The organism is Cupriavidus yeoncheonensis (assembly GCF_905397275.1).
Classification (GTDB): Bacteria; Pseudomonadota; Gammaproteobacteria; order Burkholderiales; family Burkholderiaceae; genus Cupriavidus; species Cupriavidus yeoncheonensis.
The window spans coordinates 143,087-163,312 of sequence record NZ_CAJPUY010000003.1; the positions used below are offsets into that span (position 1 = coordinate 143,087).

17 protein-coding genes are annotated in these 20,226 nt (G+C 66.7%); 10 read left to right on the forward strand and 7 right to left on the reverse strand.

Features of this window, described 5'->3' with window-relative positions; translation table 11 throughout:
• Window positions 1-467 precede the first annotated feature (467 nt).
• Window positions 468-2,324: a phosphoenolpyruvate carboxykinase (GTP) gene (locus KHO22_RS05105; protein WP_211946020.1), complete on the forward strand. Its 1,857-nt coding sequence runs from the start codon at window positions 468-470 to the stop codon at window positions 2,322-2,324.
• Between the two features lie 84 nt (window positions 2,325-2,408).
• On the opposite strand, the gene KHO22_RS05110 is transcribed toward KHO22_RS05105, so the two are convergent.
• Window positions 2,409-3,137: a response regulator gene (locus KHO22_RS05110; protein ID WP_268914526.1), complete on the reverse strand. Its 729-nt coding sequence runs from the start codon at window positions 3,135-3,137 to the stop codon at window positions 2,409-2,411.
• A complete protein-coding gene (locus tag KHO22_RS05115; protein WP_211946021.1) occupies window positions 3,134-4,540 on the reverse strand; it encodes a cache domain-containing protein in 1,407 nt (468 codons plus the stop codon). Before KHO22_RS05115 ends, KHO22_RS05110 begins: the two co-directional genes overlap by 4 nt.
• Window positions 4,541-4,929: 389 nt before the next feature.
• On the opposite strand from KHO22_RS05115, the gene KHO22_RS05120 reads away from it, so the two are divergent.
• From KHO22_RS05120 to KHO22_RS05130, 3 genes are all read left to right on the forward strand, one after another.
• A complete protein-coding gene (locus KHO22_RS05120) occupies window positions 4,930-7,002 on the forward strand; it encodes a carbon starvation CstA family protein (protein WP_211946022.1) in 2,073 nt (690 codons plus the stop codon).
• A 25-nt stretch (window positions 7,003-7,027) separates the two neighbouring features.
• Window positions 7,028-7,222, forward strand: a complete 195-nt coding sequence (locus KHO22_RS05125) for a YbdD/YjiX family protein (protein ID WP_211946023.1) — start codon at window positions 7,028-7,030, stop codon at window positions 7,220-7,222.
• 202 nt (window positions 7,223-7,424) lie between these two features.
• The gene (locus KHO22_RS05130) at window positions 7,425-7,880 is read left to right on the forward strand and encodes a hypothetical protein (protein ID WP_211946024.1); all 456 of its coding nucleotides are present in this window, start codon (window positions 7,425-7,427) and stop codon (window positions 7,878-7,880) included.
• Between the two features lie 260 nt (window positions 7,881-8,140).
• On the opposite strand, the gene KHO22_RS05135 is transcribed toward KHO22_RS05130, so the two are convergent.
• Window positions 8,141-8,395, reverse strand: a complete 255-nt coding sequence (locus tag KHO22_RS05135) for a hypothetical protein (protein WP_211946025.1) — start codon at window positions 8,393-8,395, stop codon at window positions 8,141-8,143.
• Between the two features lie 190 nt (window positions 8,396-8,585).
• On the opposite strand from KHO22_RS05135, the gene KHO22_RS05140 reads away from it, so the two are divergent.
• Window positions 8,586-9,491, forward strand: a complete 906-nt coding sequence (locus KHO22_RS05140; protein ID WP_211946026.1) for a LysR family transcriptional regulator — start codon at window positions 8,586-8,588, stop codon at window positions 9,489-9,491.
• A 57-nt stretch (window positions 9,492-9,548) separates the two neighbouring features.
• Here KHO22_RS05140 and KHO22_RS05145 read toward each other — a convergent pair whose 3' ends face one another.
• The 4 genes from KHO22_RS05145 to KHO22_RS05160 all read right to left on the reverse strand — a co-directional run bounded on the left by KHO22_RS05145 (window position 9,549) and on the right by KHO22_RS05160 (window position 15,176).
• On the reverse strand, window positions 9,549-12,239 hold the full coding sequence (locus KHO22_RS05145; RefSeq protein ID WP_211946027.1) for a DNA topoisomerase III: 2,691 nt from the start codon (window positions 12,237-12,239) through the stop codon (window positions 9,549-9,551).
• A 147-nt stretch (window positions 12,240-12,386) separates the two neighbouring features.
• Window positions 12,387-12,791, reverse strand: a complete 405-nt coding sequence (locus KHO22_RS05150; RefSeq protein WP_211946028.1) for a thioredoxin family protein — start codon at window positions 12,789-12,791, stop codon at window positions 12,387-12,389.
• A gap of 79 nt (window positions 12,792-12,870) precedes the next feature.
• A complete protein-coding gene (gene dprA, locus KHO22_RS05155; protein WP_211946029.1) occupies window positions 12,871-14,007 on the reverse strand; it encodes a DNA-processing protein DprA in 1,137 nt (378 codons plus the stop codon).
• A complete protein-coding gene (locus KHO22_RS05160; RefSeq protein ID WP_211946030.1) occupies window positions 14,007-15,176 on the reverse strand; it encodes a LysM peptidoglycan-binding domain-containing protein in 1,170 nt (389 codons plus the stop codon). Before KHO22_RS05160 ends, dprA begins: the two co-directional genes overlap by 1 nt.
• Window positions 15,177-15,337: 161 nt before the next feature.
• Between KHO22_RS05160 and def the strand changes: the two genes are divergently transcribed.
• From def to rsmB, 5 genes are all read left to right on the forward strand, one after another.
• On the forward strand, window positions 15,338-15,844 hold the full coding sequence (gene def, locus KHO22_RS05165) for a peptide deformylase (protein ID WP_211946031.1): 507 nt from the start codon (window positions 15,338-15,340) through the stop codon (window positions 15,842-15,844).
• 155 nt (window positions 15,845-15,999) lie between these two features.
• Window positions 16,000-17,022, forward strand: a complete 1,023-nt coding sequence (gene fmt / locus KHO22_RS05170) for a methionyl-tRNA formyltransferase (RefSeq protein ID WP_211946032.1) — start codon at window positions 16,000-16,002, stop codon at window positions 17,020-17,022.
• Window positions 17,023-17,062: 40 nt separating this feature from the next.
• Window positions 17,063-17,698, forward strand: a complete 636-nt coding sequence (locus KHO22_RS05175) for a LysE family translocator (protein ID WP_211946033.1) — start codon at window positions 17,063-17,065, stop codon at window positions 17,696-17,698.
• 112 nt (window positions 17,699-17,810) lie between these two features.
• The gene (htpX, locus tag KHO22_RS05180) at window positions 17,811-18,671 is read left to right on the forward strand and encodes a zinc metalloprotease HtpX (RefSeq protein ID WP_211946034.1); all 861 of its coding nucleotides are present in this window, start codon (window positions 17,811-17,813) and stop codon (window positions 18,669-18,671) included.
• Window positions 18,672-18,852: 181 nt separating this feature from the next.
• Window positions 18,853-20,226 (forward strand): 16S rRNA (cytosine(967)-C(5))-methyltransferase RsmB, encoded by a 1,374-nt coding sequence (gene rsmB, locus KHO22_RS05185; protein ID WP_211946035.1) that lies wholly within the window; start codon window positions 18,853-18,855, stop codon window positions 20,224-20,226.

Sequence of the window (20,226 nt, forward strand, 5' to 3'; positions counted from 1 at the left end):
CCGGGATTGGTGCGCGCGGCAACGGAGCGCGCGCGCCACCAGCGCTATTGTCGGGTATCCCGGGCCGGCACATTCCATGCGTGAATCCGGGTTCGGCAATGCTGCGCAGCAAAAAACAGCGGGGTGCAGCAGTGGTATCCTTGCCTGCTCCGGTGCCGCCTGGAATGGTCGGTCGAGCCTTGCTCCCGACACCTGGCGCCGTCGGACAAAGCCCGCATGGCCCCGTGCAGCTAGTCCCGCGCGGGCGAAGCGCAACTTTAGCGCAGGCGCAGGGACTGCTGCGACCCTTTGCGTTGCCGGGGCCGCAGAGGAGTTGTAACGGGATGTGACGACCGGTGTAAGTCGCTGAAGTGAGCCACGAATGTGGGTCAGATGTGAGCTGCGGCATACACCGGCCTGATTGGTCTCAGGTCGGGCTTTGAAAAGATTTCCCCCTTCCTTCCCTTTACGCACTTTGGAGTTGCAGTATGAACCACCCCTCGATGCAAGGCACGGCCGCGTTGAACGTGCCGGCCTGGGTCAAGAACCAGAAACTGGTGGCCTGGGTAGCCGAGATCGCCGCGCTGACCAAGCCGGAGCGCATTCACTGGTGCGACGGTTCGCAAGAAGAGTACGACCAACTCTGCGAGCAAATGGTCGCTGCCGGCACGCTCAAGCGCCTGAACCCGGCCAAACGCAAGAACTCGTTCCTGGCCCTGTCTGACCCGTCCGACGTGGCGCGTGTCGAAGACCGCACCTTCATCTGCGCGGACAAGAAGGAAGACGCCGGCCCCACCAACAACTGGATCGCCCCGGCCGAGATGCGCCAGACGCTCAACGGCCTGTTCGACGGCTGCATGCGCGGCCGCACGCTGTACGTGGTGCCGTTCTCGATGGGGCCGCTGGGCTCGCCGATCGCCCATATCGGCGTGGAACTGTCCGACTCCCCGTACGTGGCCGTCAATATGCGCATCATGACGCGCATGGGCAAGGCCGTATATGACGTACTGGGCACCGACGGCGACTTCGTGCCGTGCGTGCACACCGTCGGCAAGCCGCTCGCCGCCGGCGAGAAGGACGTGCCGTGGCCGTGCAACCCGACCAAGTACATCGTCCATTTCCCGCAGACGCGCGAGATCTGGTCGTTCGGCTCGGGCTACGGCGGCAACGCGCTGCTCGGCAAGAAGTGCTTCGCGCTGCGTATCGCCTCGACCATGGGCCGCGACGAAGGCTGGCTGGCCGAGCACATGCTGATCCTCGGCGTGACCTCGCCCGAGGGCAGGAAATACCACGTGGCCGCCGCCTTCCCGTCGGCCTGCGGCAAGACCAACTTCGCCATGCTGATCCCGCCGAAGGGCTTCGAGGGCTGGAAGGTCACCACCATCGGCGACGACATCGCCTGGATCAAGCCGGGCCAGGACGGCCGCCTCTACGCGATCAACCCGGAAGCCGGCTACTTCGGCGTGGCCCCGGGCACCAGCGAGAAGACCAACTTCAACGCCATGGCGACGCTGAAGGAAAACGTCATCTTCACCAACGTGGCGCTGACCGACGACGGCGACGTGTGGTGGGAAGGCATGACCAAGGAAGCGCCGGCGCACCTGGTCGACTGGCAAGGCAGGGACTGGACCCCGGAAATCGCCAAGGCCACCGGCGCCAAGGCCGCGCACCCGAACGCGCGTTTCACCGCCCCGGCGGCGCAATGCCCGTCGATCGACGAGAACTGGGACAACCCGGCCGGCGTACCCATTGATGCGTTCATCTTCGGCGGCCGCCGCTCGACCACCGTGCCGCTGGTGACCGAAGCGCGCAACTGGACCGAAGGCGTCTACATGGCCGCGACCATGGGCTCCGAAACCACCGCCGCGGCCGCTGGCCAGCAAGGCGTGGTGCGCCGCGACCCGTTCGCCATGCTGCCATTCTGCGGCTACAACATGAGCGACTACTTCGGCCACTGGCTCGACCTGGGCAAGAAGCTGGAAGCCGCCGGCGCCAAGCTGCCGAAGATCTATTGCGTGAACTGGTTCCGCAAGGACGCCGACGGCAGCTTCGTGTGGCCGGGCTTCGGCGAGAACATGCGCGTGCTGTCGTGGATGATCGACCGCGTCGAGGGCAAGGGCCAGGGCGCCGAGCACGTGTTCGGCACCAGCCCCCGTTATGAAGACCTGAACTGGAACGGCGTGGACTTCTCGCCGGCGCAGTTCGCGCAGGTCACGTCGATCGACACCGACGCCTGGAAGCAGGAGCTGGTGCTGCACGACGAGCTGTTCACGCAGCTGAAGCACAACCTGCCGCAGTCGCTGGCCGAAACGCGTTCGGCACTGGGCAAGCGCCTGGAAGGGTAAGCACCCGGCCAGCCCAGGCATTCCCTCTCCCCGCAACGGGAGAGGGCCGGGAGCGCGGCGAACCAGGCTGTGGATAACTTCCCGTTATCCCGGCTCGCCCTCTCCCCCCAACTGTTCCACCGCATACTTCACCAGCCCCGCCCGACCCTCGATCCCCAGCTTGCGCTTGAGGTTGAGCCGGTGGGTCTCCACCGTGCGCACCGACACACCGAGCTGCGCCGCAATCTCCTTGTTCGCCATGCCGCGCCCGATGCAGCCGAGGATGTCGCGTTCGCGCGGGGTCAGTGCGTCCAGCGGCCCCGCCGCGGGCATCTGTTCGGCCATGCCGCGCGCAATGCGGGCGCTGTAGAACACGCGCCCCGCCAGTACCGCCTGGATGGCGGCCATCAGCTCGTCCGCGGGCGCATCCTTCAGCACATAACCGCGCGCGCCCGCACGCACCGCCTGGCGCGCGTATTCGAGGTTGTCGTGCATGCTGACCACCAGCACGGCGATTTCCGGGTACTGCTCGTGCAGCGCGGCCGTCAGCGCAATGCCGCCCATGCCGCGCATGCCGATATCGGTGATGACAAGATCGGGGCGCTCGCCGGCGCGATCGAGCCAGGCCAGCGCCGCCTCGCCGCCGTCGGCCTCGCCCACCACGCGCAGGCCGGGCTGCAGCGCCAGGTGCATACGCATGCCGTCGCGCACCAGCGCGTGGTCGTCGATCAGCAGCACGCGCGCGGGCGTATCAGCGGCGTGGCCGGGATGGCCCGCGAGTTCGGCCAGTGCGGCCGGTGCGGTCGGTTCTGTCGGTTCGGGGATCTGGGTCATGACTGCGAAGGTTCCGCGGGAATGGAGGCGACGGGCCGCGCCGGTGCTTTCACGAGCGGCAGGGTGGCCACCAGCTCGGTGCCGCCGATGCCCGAAACAATGCCGAACTGCCCGCCCAGCGCTGCAATGCGCTCGCGCAGATTGCGCAGGCCGATGCCGCGCCGGGGATCGAGCTGCATGCGGGCCACGTCAAACCCGCTGCCATCGTCGCGTACGGTCAGGCGCGTCGCGTCCGGATCGAATGCCAGGGCCACGGTGACCTTGCGCGCGCCGGCATGGCGTTCGACATTGGTCAGCGCTTCCTGCGCGATCCGGTACAGCGCGGTGGCCTGTTCGTCGGGCAGTTCGCGCGGGGTGCCGGCCTGAGACACACCGATCTGCAGGTGGCTGCCGCCCTGCATCTCGCGCGCCAGGTGCTGCAGGGCGGCAAAGATGCCGAGGTCATCGAGCAGGGCGGGGCGCAGGTTGCGGGCCACGCGCCGTACCTCGTTGAACACCGTGTCGAGCCGGTTCAGCGCCATGCCCAGCACCGGCGCCACCGCCGCGCCTTCGGCAGGCGCCAGGCGCAAGCGGTTGGTGGCGGCTTCCAGCACCAGCTTGACTGAAACCAGCAACTGGCTGATGCCGTCATGGAGTTCGCGCGACAAGCGGGCACGCTCCTCTTCCTGCGACTGCACCACGCGCTGGGCGAGCTGGCGCAGCTTGGCATCGGCCTCGCGGTGCTCGCTGATATTGAGCGCCAGGCCGCTGGCCGCCACCAGCAGGATGCTGACCGCGGCGATCGCGCCGATCCACGCCATGGTCTCGCGGATATCGGTCGCGGCGCGCGCGTCGAGCTGGCGCAGCGTGCTTTCCACATCGTCCAGATAAATACCGGTGCCGAGCATCCAGCCCCACTCGGGCACGGCCACCACGTAGCCGAGCTTGGGCGCGAGCTGTTGGGACGACGGTTTCTTCCACAGGTAGCGGACCGAGCCGCCGCCGGCCTTGGCCGCCGCGATCAGCTTCTGGATGGTGAGCGCGCCCTGCGGATCGCGCAACATCCACAGGTCCTGCCCGACCAGCTCCGGCTGGCGCGGGTGCATCAGGTTGCGGCCCTGCAGGTCATACAGGAAGAAGTAGCCGTCGGGCCCGTAGTCGAGCCGCGCCAGCGCCTCCATGGCGGCCTGGCGCGTGGCGGCATCGGTGCGGCCCGAATGCACCATCGGCGCGATCGCGCTCTGCGCCAATTCTACGTAGTGGCGCAGTTCGGTTTCCTTGCTCTGGAGATAGGCGGACTCGACCAGCGTGCGCTCATGCTGGGCCAGCTGCGTCGCCTGGAAACGCACGGCAAGCGCGATGCCGAGCATGGCCACCGCGAGGGGCGCGACGGCGAGCAACAGGATCTTCTGGCGGAGTTTCATCTGGACCGGGGGTAAACACCGACGCCGCGCAAGCGGCATGCCGCCGTCGATCTGCGTAGTACCACGCAGAAGTGCTGCGTAGTTCCGCGCTTGTGCGGGGTATGGCGGGTGTCAATACTACACGCCGGATGCATGCAGCCCCAGTGGCCCGTGCTCAACGCAGTGGGTGAGCCGCGCAGACGCTGAACGGTGCACCGCCTGCCTGCCAGACGAGATCCGGAACCGACAAGGCAAAACCGGGCGCACGCGGCACGATCCAGGAGACGCCCATCGCCGCAGGATTGTCCGCATCCCGTGCACCCGCCGGCATACGCATGCCACCGCCCCTTGCCAGCCCCCGCCATTCGCCGCCGCAGGCTTTACCTACCCCGGTCTGAGGAGACCTCACTATGAATCGCATCGGAGAACACCTGGTGTGGCTGGCCGTCGCCATCCTTGGCGCGTTTGCCTTCGCCACGGTCGCGCTGTCGCGCGGCGAGGCTGTCAGTGCGCTGTGGATCGTGGTTGCCGCGCTCTGCATCTACCTGATCGCCTACCGCTACTACAGCCGCTTCATCGCCGACAAGGTGATGCAGCTGGACCCGAAACGCATGACCCCGGCCTGGCGCCACAACGATGGCCTGGACTACGTGCCGACCAACAAGGCGGTGCTGTTCGGCCACCACTTCGCCGCCATCGCCGGCGCCGGCCCGCTGGTCGGCCCCGTGCTGGCCGCGCAGATGGGTTATATGCCGGGCATGCTGTGGATCCTGGCCGGCGTGGTGTTCGCCGGTGCGGTGCAGGACTTCATGGTGCTGTTCATCTCCACGCGCCGCGACGGCCGCTCGCTGGGCGACCTGGTCAAGTCCGAGATGGGCACGGTGCCGGGCATGATCGCGCTGTTCGGCTGCTTCATGATCATGATCATCATCCTGGCGGTGCTGGCGCTGATCGTGGTGAAGGCGCTGGCCGGCTCGCCGTGGGGCACGTTCACGGTGGCGGTGACCATCCCCATCGCGCTGTTCATGGGCATCTACACGCGCTACATCCGCCCGGGCCGCATCGGTGAAGTGTCGGTGATCGGCTTCGTGCTGCTGATGCTCGCCATCATCGGCGGCCAGTACGTGCATGAAAGCGCCGTGCTGGCGCCGCTGTTCACATACGACGGCAAGGCACTGACCTGGATGCTGATCATCTACGGCTTCATCGCCGCCGTGCTGCCGGTGTGGCTGCTGCTGGCCCCGCGCGACTACCTGTCGACCTTCCTGAAGATCGGCACCATCATCGCGCTGGCCATCGGCATCCTGATCGTCGCGCCGGAACTGAAGATGCCGGCCTTCACGCAGTTCGCCAAGGGCGGCGGCCCGGTGTGGTCGGGCAATCTGTTCCCGTTCCTCTTCATCACCATCGCCTGCGGCGCGGTATCGGGCTTCCACGCGCTGATCTCGTCGGGCACCACGCCCAAGCTGCTGGAAAACGAGAGTCACGCGCGCTTCATCGGCTACGGCGCGATGCTGGCCGAGTCCTTCGTCGCCATCATGGCGCTGGTGGCAGCCTCGGTGATCGAGCCGGGCGTGTACTTCGCCATGAACAGCCCGGCCGCCGTGATCGGCACCACGCCGGAAGCCGTGGCCCAGGCCGTGTCGACCTGGGGTTTTGTCGTCACCCCCGACGTGCTGATCCAGACCGCCAAGGACGTTGGCGAGAACACCATCATCTCGCGCGCCGGCGGCGCGCCGACGCTGGCCGTGGGCATCGCCCACATCCTGCACCAGGTGGTGGGCGGCCAGGCCATGATGGCGTTCTGGTACCACTTCGCCATCCTGTTCGAGGCCCTGTTCATCCTGACCGCCGTCGACGCGGGCACCCGCGCCGGCCGCTTCATGCTGCAGGACCTGCTGGGCAGCTTCGTGCCGTCGCTCAAGCGCACCGACTCGCTGCCCGCCAACCTGATCGCCACCGCGCTGACCGTGGCGGCCTGGGGCTACTTCCTGTACCAGGGCGTGGTCGATCCGCTCGGCGGCATCAACACGCTGTGGCCGCTGTTCGGCATCTCCAACCAGATGCTGGCCGCGGTGGCACTGGTGCTCGGCACCTGCGTGCTGGTCAAGATGAAGCGCGGCCAGTACGCCTGGGTGACGCTGCTGCCGACCATCTGGCTGCTGATCTGCACGCTGACCGCCGGCTGGCAGAAGCTGTTCGATGCCGATCCGAAGGTCAGCTTCCTGACCCACGCCGGCAAGTTCAGCGCCGCCATCGCCGAAGGCAAGGTGCTGGCCCCGGCCAAGAGCATGGAGCAGATGCACCGCATCGTCTTCAATGACTACCTGGACGCCGGCCTGTGCGCGCTGTTCATGTTCGTGGTGCTGTCGATCGTGGTCTATGGCTTCAGGACCGCGATGCAGGCGCGTACCGCGAACCGCCCGACCGACAAGGAGACGCCGTTCGAGCCGCTGCCGGCGGCCGCCTCGGCACAGTCCTGATCCGCTGAAGCAAAAGGAGCCCGCCATGCTGGAACAACTGGGAACGATGGGACGTTATCTTGGGCAGTCGCTGCGGCTGATGGTTGGCCTGCCCGACTACCAGACTTATGTCGCCCACATGGAAAGCACCCACCCGGACCGCGCGCCCATGACTTACGAGGAATTCTTCCGCGAACGCCAGGAAGCGCGTTACGGCGGCGGGCAGGGCAAGTGCTGCTGAGCCGTACAGGCCGGAACTGACAGGACGGGCAACCTTCGGGTTGCCCGTTTTCTTTGCAGGCGTCGCAATCGTCATCGATACCCGTGTTGTCGCACAAATCAGACGTTTCAGCAGGGGGTTACATGGCTTTACACGTGGTTACAGCAAGGCCGGGGCTCGTTCTCTACACTTGCGGCACATCATGGCAAAGAGAGGAAATCACATGTTTCGCCATCCCGTTCGCAATATGACCCTGGCCATTGCCCTGGCGGCCTCTGCGCTGCCGGCATTCGCGAGCGATATGAACAACGCACTTGGCGGCGCCCTCGGCGGTGTCGCCGGCGCGGCAGTAGGCGGCGCACTGGGCGGCAGCACCGGCGCCGTGATCGGTGGCGCAGTGGGTGGCGGCGCCGGCGGCGCTGTGACGTCGAATCGTCGCGAGCGTACGGGCGCCATCATCGGCGGCGCGCTTGGCGGTGGTGCCGGCACGGCGGCGGGTAACGCCATGGGCGGCCGCACGGGCGGCCTGGTCGGCGCGGCCGTGGGCGGTGGCGCAGGCGCGGCGCTGGGTGGCAATGTCTCGCGCAGCAACTCATACGCCGATGAACACCGTGACTACCGCGGCGGCGGCGGCTACTACAAGCACAAGAAGCACAAGCACCACCATCACGACGACTGAGCCGGAGTTCAGCCGGGCAGGATGCAAAACGGGCCATGAAGGCCCGTTTTTTCTTTTGCGCGCTCTGGCATAATGCCTGTCAACAGATGCTGGTCTGATCGGGCGCAGAAACAAAGAAGCCCGCAACCAGTGCGGGCTTCTTCTCCAATAAATGCGGAGAGGTCTGTCAGACACTCTCCAAACGACCTGTGGAGACCAGGTTGAAGCCAAGGGGCCGGATAGGGGAGATACGGCCCCGGACCGCGGTTTGCAGGCCCTGATTACAGGGGCATGCGGTCGGAAGACAGATCGTACTTGGCGCCGTCGCTGTAGGTGTCGAACTTGCCGGCCTTGGCGCCATCGCTGTACACGTCGTACTTACCAGCCTTGGCACCGTCGCTGTATACGTCGTACTTGCCGGCCTTGGCACCGTCGGCGTACGGATCGAACTTGCCGGACTTGGCAAACACCGGAGCGGCGAATAGGGCTGCGGCGAGAGTGGCAACGGCAATCAGGGTATGGCGAGTGGTTTTCATGGCTCAGTATTTCTTCAGCTGTGATGCCTGATTCGACAGTCTGACTTGCTGCGATGCGGCATCCGATGGCTAGATATTAGGCGTTTCCCTGATATCAATAAATACCGCTTGCCACAATGATTAGTTTTGATTCCAACAATAAAGTCGTCTGAACGAGGAAAAATTCAGGGAAACGACGGGAGACTATGTCATGGATCGCCTGCAATCGATGCGCGTGTTTGCCAAAGTGGTGGAGCTGGGTAGCTTTGCTCGTGCGGCGCAGCAGTTGGAGATGTCCAATGCGGTCGTGACGCGCTATGTCGCGGACCTGGAAAGCCACCTGGGTACGCGGCTGCTGAACCGGACGACCCGCAGCCTGTCCCTGACCGACGCCGGGGAAACCTATCTGCAGCGTTGCCAGCAGATCCTCGAAGACGTGGAAGAAGCCGAAGGCGTGGTGACGGCGCGCAGCCAGTCACTATCCGGAACATTGCGCCTGGTGACACCAGTGATGTTCGGCCTGCACCTGCTGCCGAGCCTGATGGCCCGGTTCCAGCAGCAATACCCCGAAGTGGTGTTCGATGTGCTGCTGTCCGACCGCAACGTGGATATCGTCGAAGAGGGGCGCGACGTCGCAGTCATGCTGTCGGACCTGGGCCTGGGCTCGCATCTGGTGGCCCGGCCGCTGATCTCGGCCGAGATCGTGCTGTGCGCATCGCCCGAATATGTCCGCATGCACCCGCCGCTGCGCCATGCGCACGAGCTGACCAATCACCGCTGCATCGCGATGCGGCTGCCGAACGTGGAACACGAGTGGACGCTGCTCGGGCCCGAAGGCGAAGTGACGGTGCCGATCCGTCCGGGACTGCTGTGCAGCAACGCCGAACTCGCGCATCAGGCGGCGCTGGCGAATATGGGCGTGGCGATGCTTTCGTCCTACCTGGCCAAGCAGAATATCGAGTCCGGCAGCCTCGTGCACGTCCTGCCGCAATACCAGTTGCCACGACGCGATGTCAGCGTGGTCTACCCAAGCCGCAAGTTCCTGCCGACCAAGGTCCGGGCGTTCATTGACTTCCTGCTGGAAGAGGGCGTCCGGAACCGCGAGCAGATTTCATAAGCCAGGCAACAGGAGGCAGGCGCCGACGCGCCGTCGCCTCTTGCCGCTTCTAGACGCTCATTCCTCGGCTTCGACCGTGGCCTTGCCCGCGGCGCGGGTCTTCTTGGCCGCGACCGTCTTGGCGGGCGCCTTCTTGGCCGCGGTCTTGGTCGCTGCCGTCTTGGCGGCGGTCTTGGTGGCCGCAGCCTTCTTCGCCGGCGCCTTTGCCGGAGCGGCCTCGGTCTCGTCCCCCTTGGCGGCCGCGCGCGACGCGGTCTTGGCAGCCGTCTTGGCGCCCGCCTTGGGTTCGCGCACCTCGAACTCGAAGCCGATCTTGCCGTCGGGCTGCCTGACCAGGAAGGCCTTGAAGTTGCGGCCCGTGCGCGACGACTTGAAGCCCGTCAGCAGATCTGTGCGGCCATCGTTCAGCAGCTTGCCAACCTGCTCGCGGCTGATCTCCTGCTGCAGGATGATCTTGCCGGTGGTGAAGTCGCAGCTCTTCGGGCTGCCCACGCTGTTCTCGCACACGTACTTCATGCCGTGCTCGAACACCGCGCCACTGCACTTCGGGCAGGTGCCGACCGGCTCCTGGCCACTGAAATCGACCGGCTCGCCGTCGCCCTCGTCGTCGTTCTGGCCGAAATCGAATTCCATCTTGTAATGGCCTTCGTCGTCCTTGGCGATCTTGAGGATGGCGGCAAACGGCCGGCCCATCTTGCTGCGGAACCCCTGCAGCGGGCCGATTTCCCTCTTCAGCAGCAGTTCCTCGACCTCGTCGATCTCGAACTGGCGGCCACCGGGGATCTTGCTGATCGAGAATTCGCACGCGGTGCAGGCAAAGCGGCGGTAATTTTCCTTCACCTGGCCGCCGCACTGCGGGCACGGGGTGTCCAGCGTGGCGTAGTCGCCGGGAATGGTGTCGCTGTCGTATTCCTTGGCGCGCTTGACGATCTGCTGCGTCATCTGCGCGATCTCGAGCATGAACTCGTCGCGCTTCAGGCGACCGCGCTCAATCTGCGAGAGCTTGTGTTCCCACTCGCCGGTCAGCTCGGCCTGCGTCAGCTCCAGCACGCCCAGGCCGCGCAGCAGCGTCATCAGCTGGAACGCCTTGGCAGTCGGGATCAGCTCGCGGCCTTCACGCACCAGGTACTTTTCGGTCAGCAGGCCTTCGATGATGGCCGCGCGCGTGGCCGGCGTGCCCAGGCCCTTGCCGGCCATGGCTTCGCGCAGCGCGTCATCGTCCACGAGCTTGCCGGCGCCTTCCATGGCGGACAGCAGCGTGGCTTCGTTATAGCGCGCGGGCGGCTTGGTAGTCAGGCCCACGCTCTCGACCTTGTCGGTCTTGACCTTCTCGTCCCTGGCCACCGGCACCAGGTTGTTGGCGTCCTTGTCGCCCTGCGCCTCGCGGCCGTAGATCACGAGCCAGCCCGGGTTGACCAGCACCTTGCCTTCGGTCTTGAAGTGATGGCCAGCCACTACCGTGATGCGGGTCGTGACCTGGAACTCCGCCGCCGGGAAGAAGACCGCCAGGAATCGCCGCACCACCAGGTCGTACAGCTTCTGCTCCGGCTCCGACAGGTTCTTGGGCGCCTGCAGCGTCGGGATGATGGCGAAGTGGTCGCTGATCTTGCTGTTGTCGAAGATCTTCTTGTTCGGCTTGACCCAGCCCTGCGCCAGGATCTTCTTGGCGTGCGGCAGGTAGTTGGGCGAGCTGTCGGCCAGCATGTCCATGGTCTGCTTGACCGTGTCCAGGTAGTCCTCGGGCAGCGCGCGCGCGTCGGTACGCGGGTACGTCAGGACCTTGTGCTTTTCATACAGGGCCTGCGCCAGGCCGAGCGTATTCTTGGCCGAGAAGCCGAAGCGCGAGTTGGCCTCGCGCTGCAGCGTGGTCAGGTCAAACAGCGCCGGCGACTGCTGCGTCGACGGCTTGGATTCCTCGGTGACGGTGCCGGGCTTGTCGCGGCATGCGGCGACGATGCTCCTGGCCTCGGCCTCGCTCCACAGGCGCGAGTCGCGGGCTTCGGGATCGAACTCGTTCTTCTTGAACTTGGGATCGAACCAGCGGCCTTCGTACAGGCCGGCGGCGGCGATGAACTCGGCATGCACTTCCCAGTAGTCACGCGGGACGAAGTGCTTGATCTTCTCTTCGCGCTCGACCACGATCGACAGCGTCGGCGTCTGGACGCGGCCGACGGTGGTCAGGAAGAAGCCGCCGCCCTTGCTGTTGAAGGCGGTCATGGCACGCGTGCCATTGATGCCGACCAGCCAGTCGGCCTCGGAACGGCAGCGCGCGGCATCGGCCAGCGGCAGCATGTCCTGGTCTTCGCGCAGGCTGGCAAAGCCGTCGCGGATCGCCTGCGGCGTCATCGACTGCAGCCAGAGCCGGCGGATCGGCTGCTTGGCCTTGGCCTGCTGGGCGATCAGCCGGAAAATCAGTTCCCCCTCGCGTCCCGCGTCGCAGGCATTGATCAGGCCGGTGACATCCTTGCGCTTGATCAGGCGGTTGAGCACCTTCAGGCGCGACTCGGTCTTGGCGATCGGGCGCAGGTCGAAGTGGGGCGGGATCACCGGCAGGTTGGCGAAACTCCACTTGCCGCGCTTGACCTCGTATTCGTCGGGCGCGGCAATTTCCACCAGGTGGCCCACGGCAGACGACAGCACGAAGTCGTCACTTTCAAAGTACTCGTCGTGCTTGGTAAAGCCCCCGAGGGCACGGGCGATATCGGCCGCGACCGATGGCTTTTCCGCGATGATGAGGGCTTTTGACATTGAACGGGTCCTTGCGGGTTGCTTCCGGCAACGCGCGATTTGCACTGCAATATAAGTAGACATCGCCCCCGGGGGGCTTTGAGGCGCCAATCATAAGCGCGGTTTCAACGGCGGTGCAAGCCAGCCGCAGTGGCGTGAAATCCGCCGCTACGCCGCGCGCCGCCCCCCGGCAAGCAACCACTCCAGCACTTCCGGGACGTCCGCCTGCGCACCAGGCATGGCCGTGCCCCGTGCGAGCATCCGTTCCAGTACCTCGATATGCGGCAGCAGCGTGCCGTAGAACTGCGTCGGCCCCCCCGCCACCGGCTGGACCAGCAGCGTGGGGAAATTCTCAATATCGATATCGTCAAGCCGGTCCGCATGCGTCTCGATATCGATCCACACATAGCAGTCCTCCGGGTGGCGCGCGGCCAGTGCGGAGAACGCCTGCAGGTAATCCCGGCATGTCCCGCACCATTGCGCGCACAGGCAGGCGACCAGCCGGCCTTGCGGGCGGGCGGACAGCGCTGCGCCGATGGCGGCAACGTCACGTTCGGGAAAGTAAACGGTCATGGCAGTTCAAACATGAGCCTCTCGGGGCACCGGGGCCCGCCGATTGTATCGGCAATGGGTCCGGGGCCACTGGCGAAGTCTAGGACAGACTGCGGAAGAGGTTCCCCGGTAGACGCTCCGCGCGCCCTTCCAGTTCCAGCTCGAGCAGCCGCGTCGCCAGCATTTCCGGCGCCAGCCCGCTGCGCTCGCACAGCGTGTCGAGCGTGAGGGGTTCGTGGGTCAGCACGGCGAGCAGTGGATCATCAGTGACCTTGGACCTCATAGGTACTGAATTCGTCACTTTTTCCAACTGGACCGACAGGCCGAATTCTTCCATCACGTCCTCTGGCGATTCGACCAGCTTGGCCCCCTGGCGGATCAGAAAGTGGCAGCCGCGCGAAAGCGGCGCGTGGATGGACCCCGGAATGGCAAACACCTCCCGGCCCAGGTCGGCGGCGAGACGGGCGGTAATCAGCGAGCCCGACCGCGCCGCCGCCTCCACCACCAGCACGCCGCGCGCCAGGGCCGCGATCAGGCGGTTGCGCCGCGGGAAGTTGTCCTTGAACCCCTGCATGCCCAGCGGGAACTCGCTGACGATCGCGCCGTGTTCGGCGATGCGGTGTGCCAGTTTCAGGTGACGCGCAGGGTAGACCCGGTCGGCCCCGGTGCCGATCACCGCAACCGTACCGCCTTCTCCCGCCAGCCCGCCCTCATGGGCCGCCGCATCCACACCCAGCGCCAGCCCCGAGACCACCGTCTGGCCCGCCAGCGAGAAGGACCTGCCGAATGCCTCGGCGTCGGCCTTGCCCTGCGCCGTGGCTGCGCGCGCGCCGACGATGGCAAGCGCCGGCCGCGCCAGCGCGGCGGGGTCGCCCTTGATATACAGGAGCGGCGGGGGATCCGTCAGGTCGAGCAGGCGCACCGGGTAGCGCGGATCGACCAGCGTCAGCAGGTGGTTGCCGGGCTGCTCGAGCCACGCCAGGGTCTTGGCCAGCGCCTGGTTCAAGGTGGCGCCCGGCGCAGCCAGGACCGCGGCCGCGAGCTTGCGCGGCACCACCGACGACAGCGCTTCCACGCTTTGCGTGAATACCTGCTGCGGCAGGCCGAATGCCGCCAGCAGCAGGCGCACCGTCACCGGGCCGATGCCCGGCGCGCTGGCCAGTCGCAGCCACGCCAGCGTGTCGTCCGCGTCACGTGCCGCGTCCGGCCATGCGGCGGCCGGCGCCTGGCCGGCCATCAACGCGGGGAGATGACGCGGTCGCCGACCTCGATCACGTTCGAGGCGTCGGTCACCAGTGCATAGGACACGCCCTGGAACACGCGGAACACAAAGGCGAGCCCATAGCGCTCGTCCGGCAGCGCGATATGGCGATTGCCGTCGGTCCGGTCATTCACGACTTCGCCGGTGCGGGAGAGCGCCAGCACGTGGCCCGGCTCCAGTCCGACATTGGCGCCGACATTGAGCACCACGACCTGCTTGGCACCGCCGTATTGCACACCGCCGTAGACCTTGGCGACACGGCCGTCGACCTGCGTCTCCGGCGCGCGCGGCACGTAGCGCACGGCCTCGCGCATCGGCTGGGGCAACAGCAGCGTGCCCACGCCCATTTCCTGCTGCGCCTGCGTCACGCGCAGCGTGGACACCGCGTCGGGACCACCGGGCTCGCGGGTCAGGCGCGCATTGCCTTCATACTCGGCCTCATACCCGAGCACCTGCCCGGTGACCGGGTCGTAGACCGGTGTGACCGGCCGGAACGCCTGCCAGTCGCTGCCGACAGCAGCCGTGTCCGGCGCGATGCCGCGCGCGTAGGCGCTGTCGCCGCGGCCCAGGTAGACATGCGACTCGGGCACCGCGACGATGCGCGCCGACGTTGCCAGCGTGCCCTCGTCCACCACCAGCGGGCGGATCAGGAACGGCTCGATGTCCTTGGACGCGATACTGAGAATGGCGGCGCCTTCGGCGTCGCCACGCACGGCCGGCGTCAGCCTGACGGTGCCGTTGGCGCCCGGCGTGGTCGACAGCCAGGCCCGGCCATCGCGCTGGATCAGGTACAGGACCTGGCCGGGGTAGATAAGATGAGGATTGCGGACCTGCTGCCGGTTCATGCCCCATAGCTCGGGCCAGCGCCACGGCTGGCGCAGGTACTGCCCCGAGATGCCCCACAGCGTGTCGCCATTGCGGACCGTGTACTGCGACGGCGCATTGGGCGAGAGATCGGTGGCGGGAATCCCTTGCTGCGCCACACGCTGGGCTTCGGCGTGCTGGGCGGGTGAAACCGTGAGGTCTGCCGCCATGGCTGGAACACTTGCCGCGGCAGTGACGCCGGCAGCACTCAACATGGCGAGGGTGAACGCATGCAGCCTGCGGCCCGACGCCGCCTGGTGTTCTTTGGTAAGATCGCGCATTTTCGTGAGCCGGCTGGCAGAACAGCCGGATTGACCCTGGAGAGCGTGCCTGCTGCGGCGCGCCTTGAATTTTTGTACTAGCGCCCCGATTCTGCATGTAATCCCCCGCCGCCGCAACGCGGCCGGACAGCCCAGAGCAGCCGGCGTTGCGCCCTAGCATCATGGCAAAACTCGACATCCTGACCTATCCCGATCCCCGTCTGCACACCGTGGCGAAACCCGTCAAGGAAGTGGACGACCGCATCCGCCAGCTGGTGAAGGACATGGCGGAAACCATGTACGAGGCACCCGGCATCGGCCTGGCGGCCACGCAGGTCAACGTCCACGAGCAGGTGGTGGTGATCGACGTGTCGGAGACGCGCGATCAGCTCCAGGTCTTCATCAATCCCGAGATTGTCTGGGCCAGCGAGAACCACAAGATCTGGGAAGAGGGCTGCCTGTCGGTGCCCGAGGTCTATGACCGCGTGGAGCGCCCCGACCGCGTGCGTGTGCGCGCGCTCAACGAAAAGGGTGAAACCTTCGAGCTCGACGCCGATGACTTGCTGGCCGTCTGCATCCAGCACGAGATGGACCACCTGCACGGCAAGGTGTTCGTCGAATACCTGTCGCCGCTCAAGCAGAACCGAATCAGGTCCAAGCTGCACAAGCGCGAACGCGTGCGCATGTAACAGGCGCGCACGGCGCCAAGGCTGGGACCGCCGCGCCTTGTCTGCTATCGTTATGGCTTCCGAAGTCAAACACGTACCGGCCGCTATGCGGCCGGTTCTGTTTTCAGGTCCGCATGTTTTCAGGTCCACTTCAGGTCCACATCAGGGAGCCAGTCATGTCCGCAGCCAAGTCCCTGCGTGTCGCCTTTGCCGGCACGCCCGAATTCGCGCGTGTCGCGCTTGAAGCCATCCACGCCGCCGGTTTCCCGGTGGTCGCCCTGCTCAGCCAGCCGGACCGCCCGGCCGGCCGCGGCATGCAGTTGCAGGCGAGCCCCGTCAAGCAGTACGCCGTCGCCAACGGCCTTGAGCCGGTGCTGCAGCCACGCTCGCTGCGCCGCACCGGCAAGTACCCGGAAGAGGCCGCCGCTGCCGTCGACACGCTGGCGAAGATCGCGCCTGACGTGATGGTGGTGGCCGCCTATGGCCTGATCCTGCCGGCCGAAGTACTGGAACTGCCTAGGCTGGGCTGCCTGAACATCCACGCCTCGCTGCTGCCGCGCTGGCGCGGCGCCGCGCCGATCCACCGTGCGATCGAAGCCGGCGACGCCGAGACCGGCATCACGCTGATGCAGATGGACGAAGGCCTGGATACCGGCGCGATGCTGTCGCGCGAATCGGTGCCGATCGCCGCCGACGACAGCACCGGCACGCTGCATGACAAGCTGGCGTCGCTGGGCGGCCGCATGATCGTCGACGCACTGCGCAAGCTCGCCGCGGGCGAGACACTGCCCGCCACGCCGCAGCCCGATGCCGGCGTCACCTACGCCGAGAAGATCGGCAAGGACGAAGCCCCGCTGGACCTGCGCCGCCCGGCGGCCGAGCTGGCCAGCCAGGTCCGCGCGTTCAACCCGTTTCCGGGTGCCACGCTGCAGCTCGACAGCACTGTGATCAAGTGCTGGCAAGCGGTGCCGCTGTCCGCCGGCACGAGCCTGCCCCATCCGGCGGGCACGGTGCTGGCCGCTGACGCCAGCGGCGTGATCATCGCCTGTGGCAACGGCAGCGCGCTGCAGGTCACGGAACTGCAGAAGCCCGGCGGCCGCCGCCAGCCCGCGCAACAGTTCCTGCAGGGTACGCCGCTGCCGCCGGGAACGCGCTTCGCCATACCCGTGGAAGGCGCGGACAGCGCGGCCGGGGCATAATCGGGCATCCCCTGCGCGCCGGCCCGGTCCGGCAAGACCCATGCTCGGCATTACCGATCTTCCGTTCTTTGTCGGCGCGGTGTTCCTGCTCAACATCACGCCCGGCCCCGATACCGCCTATATCGTCGGGCGCAGCGTCGCCCAGGGCCGCGCCGCCGGCGTGATGTCGGCGCTGGGCGTCAGCGCCGGCTGCTGCGTCCACGCGCTGGCCACGGCCTTCGGCCTGACTGCGCTTCTGGCGGCGTCGCCAACGGCATTTACCGTCATCAAGTTCGCTGGTGCGGCCTATCTGGTCTGGCTGGGACTGCGGCTGATCTGGCGCCGACCCGAGGGTTCGGCAGATGCCGCCGGCACCCCGTCCGCGCGGCGCGGCCTGCGGGCGCTGTTCATGCAGGGATTCCTCACCAATGTGCTGAATCCGAAGGTGGTGCTGTTCTTCGTCTCGTTCTTCCCGCAGTTCGTCGACCCGCACGCGCCGCGCCAGGCGCTGGCTTTCCTGTTGCTCGGCGCGATCATGGTGCTGATGTCGACCCTGTGGAACACGCTGGTGGCGTGGCTGGCCGGGACGCTGACGCGCCGTGTCGGGCAGGCGCCACGCCTGAAGTGCTGGCTGGATCGCCTGGTGGGCACAGCCTTCATCGGCCTGGGCGCGCGGCTGGCCCTGGCCCAGCGCTGAATCTCCCCGGCGGCGCGAAGCCGTTGAATTTTCAGCGTTTCATCCCTATCTAATGTTCAGCGCGCCCCGCATCGGCGGCGGCGCGCGGAACGACTACACGGAGATCACGTCAATGTTCAACTGGGTCAAGACCTTCATGCTGATGGCCGCCATCACGGCGCTGTTCATCGTCATCGGCGGCATGATCGGCGGACGCAACGGCATGATGTTCGCGCTGCTGATGGCGCTGGGCATGAACTTCTTCTCCTACTGGTTCTCGGACAAGATGGTCCTGCGCATGTACAACGCGCAGGAAGTCGACGCCGGCAGCGCGCCGCAGTTCTACGGCATGGTGCAGGAACTGTCGCAGCGCGCCGGCTTGCCGATGCCGCGCGTCTACCTGATCAACGAGGACGCGCCCAATGCGTTCGCCACCGGCCGCAGCCCCGAACACGCGGCAGTCGCCGCTACCACCGGCATCCTGCGCGTGCTGTCCGAGCGCGAACTGCGCGGCGTCATGGCGCACGAACTGGCGCACGTGCGCCACCGCGACATCCTGACCTCGACCATCGCCGCGACCATGGCCGGTGCCATCTCGGCACTGGCGAACATGGCGATGTTCTTCGGCGGACGCGACGAGAACGGCAACCGCAGCAATCCGATCGCCAGCATTGCCGTGGCGATCCTGGCGCCGCTGGCCGCTTCGCTGATCCAGATGGCGATTTCCCGCGCGCGCGAATTCGAAGCCGACCGCGGCGGCGCGGAGATCAGCGGCGACCCGCAGGCGCTCGCCAGCGCGCTGGACAAGATCCACCGCTATGCGCAGGGCATCCCGTTCCAGGCCGCGGAAGAGCATCCGGCCACGGCGCAGATGATGATCATGAACCCGCTGTCGGGTGGCGGCATTGCCAACCTGTTCTCGACCCACCCGGCGACCGAGGAACGCATTGCGCGCCTGATGCAGATGGCCCAGACCGGTACCTACCCGGCCTGACGCCCGCCAGGCCGCGGCGCCCAAAACCGGGCGCCACGCCCCGCACAGGGTAAACTGCCCGCTGTCTTGCCTGCCAGGCCAGCGGGCTTTTTCTTGCCCGCGTGGCGCCGCGTGCGCCTGCCTGGCCTGGCCTGGCAGCCGTTGCCACGCCCTTTGTCCTATTGTCTTAAGCCTTACCTATATGCGCCTGCCCCACGAATCGCTTGCCTTCCAGATGCTCGGCGCCGCCATGGCCGTGCGTGCCGTCAACGAAGGCACGGCCCTGCCGCAGGCCATTGAAGATACTGCCACGCACCTGCGCCTGGACCGCGTGCGCGATGCCGCCACGCGTGGCGCCCTGCAGGACCTGGCCTACCGCACCATGCGCCAGTTCGGCACCGCGCGCGCGCTGGTGACGCAACTGGTCACGCGCCCGCCCGGTGCGCAGGTGGACTCCCTGCTGGCTGTCGCGCTGTCGCTGCTGCTCGAAGGCGAGGAGGGCGACACGGCCAAGGTGGGCCGCGGCGGCTACAGCGCGTTTACCGTGGTGGACCAGGCGGTCAGTGCCGCCGCCTCCGAACCCAAGACTGCGCACGCGCGCGGCCTCGTCAATGCCGTGCTGCGGCGTTTCCTGCGTGAACAGAAGGCGCTGCTGGCAGAAGTGAACCGCGATGAGCAAGCCCGCTGGAACCTGCCGGCATGGTGGCTGCGCATGCTGCGCGAGGCCTATCCCGACCAGTGGACAGCACTGGCGGAAAGCGCCAACGTGCGCCCGCCGATGACGCTGCGCGTCAACACGGCACGCATCCCGTTGCAGCAATACCTGACCGAGCTGGCCAATGCCGGCCTGGCGGGACAGGCCATCGGCGCCCAGGCCGTGCGCCTGGTGCGCGCATTCCCGGTGACGCAGATTCCGGGATTCGCGCAGGGCGACGTGTCGGTGCAGGATGCCGGCGCGCAACTGGCCGCGCCGCTGCTCGAAGTTGCCGACGGCATGCGCGTGCTGGATGCCTGCGCCGCACCGGGCGGCAAGACCGGCCACCTGCTGGAACTGGCCGACATCGACGTGACCGCGGTCGAAAGCGACGCCCAGCGCGCCGCCCGCATCGACGAGAACCTGTCCCGACTGGGCCAGCGCGCGCATATCGTGGTGGGCGACGCCAGCCGGCCCGGCGACTGGTGGGACGGACAGCCGTTCGATCGCATCCTGGCCGACGTGCCGTGCTCCGCTTCCGGCATCGTGCGCCGCCACCCCGATATCCGCTGGCTGCGCCGCGAAGCCGATATCGCCCGGCTTGTCAATGAACAACGACGCATCGTTTCGCAACTCTGGCCGCTGCTCAAGCCGGGCGGCATTCTGGTCTATGTCACCTGTTCTATTTTCCCAACGGAAGGGGAGGAGCAGGCGCGCTGGTTTGGTGCACAGTTGACAGATGCGATACGATTGGAAGCACCGGGACAGCTATTGCCCGGTTCACAAGCAACACAGCCCGCCGGCGACGACGATGCTGGCCGGGTCGGCCTGCCGTCTGATCATGATGGCTTCTTCTACGCCCGCTTCCAGAAAACCGCCTGA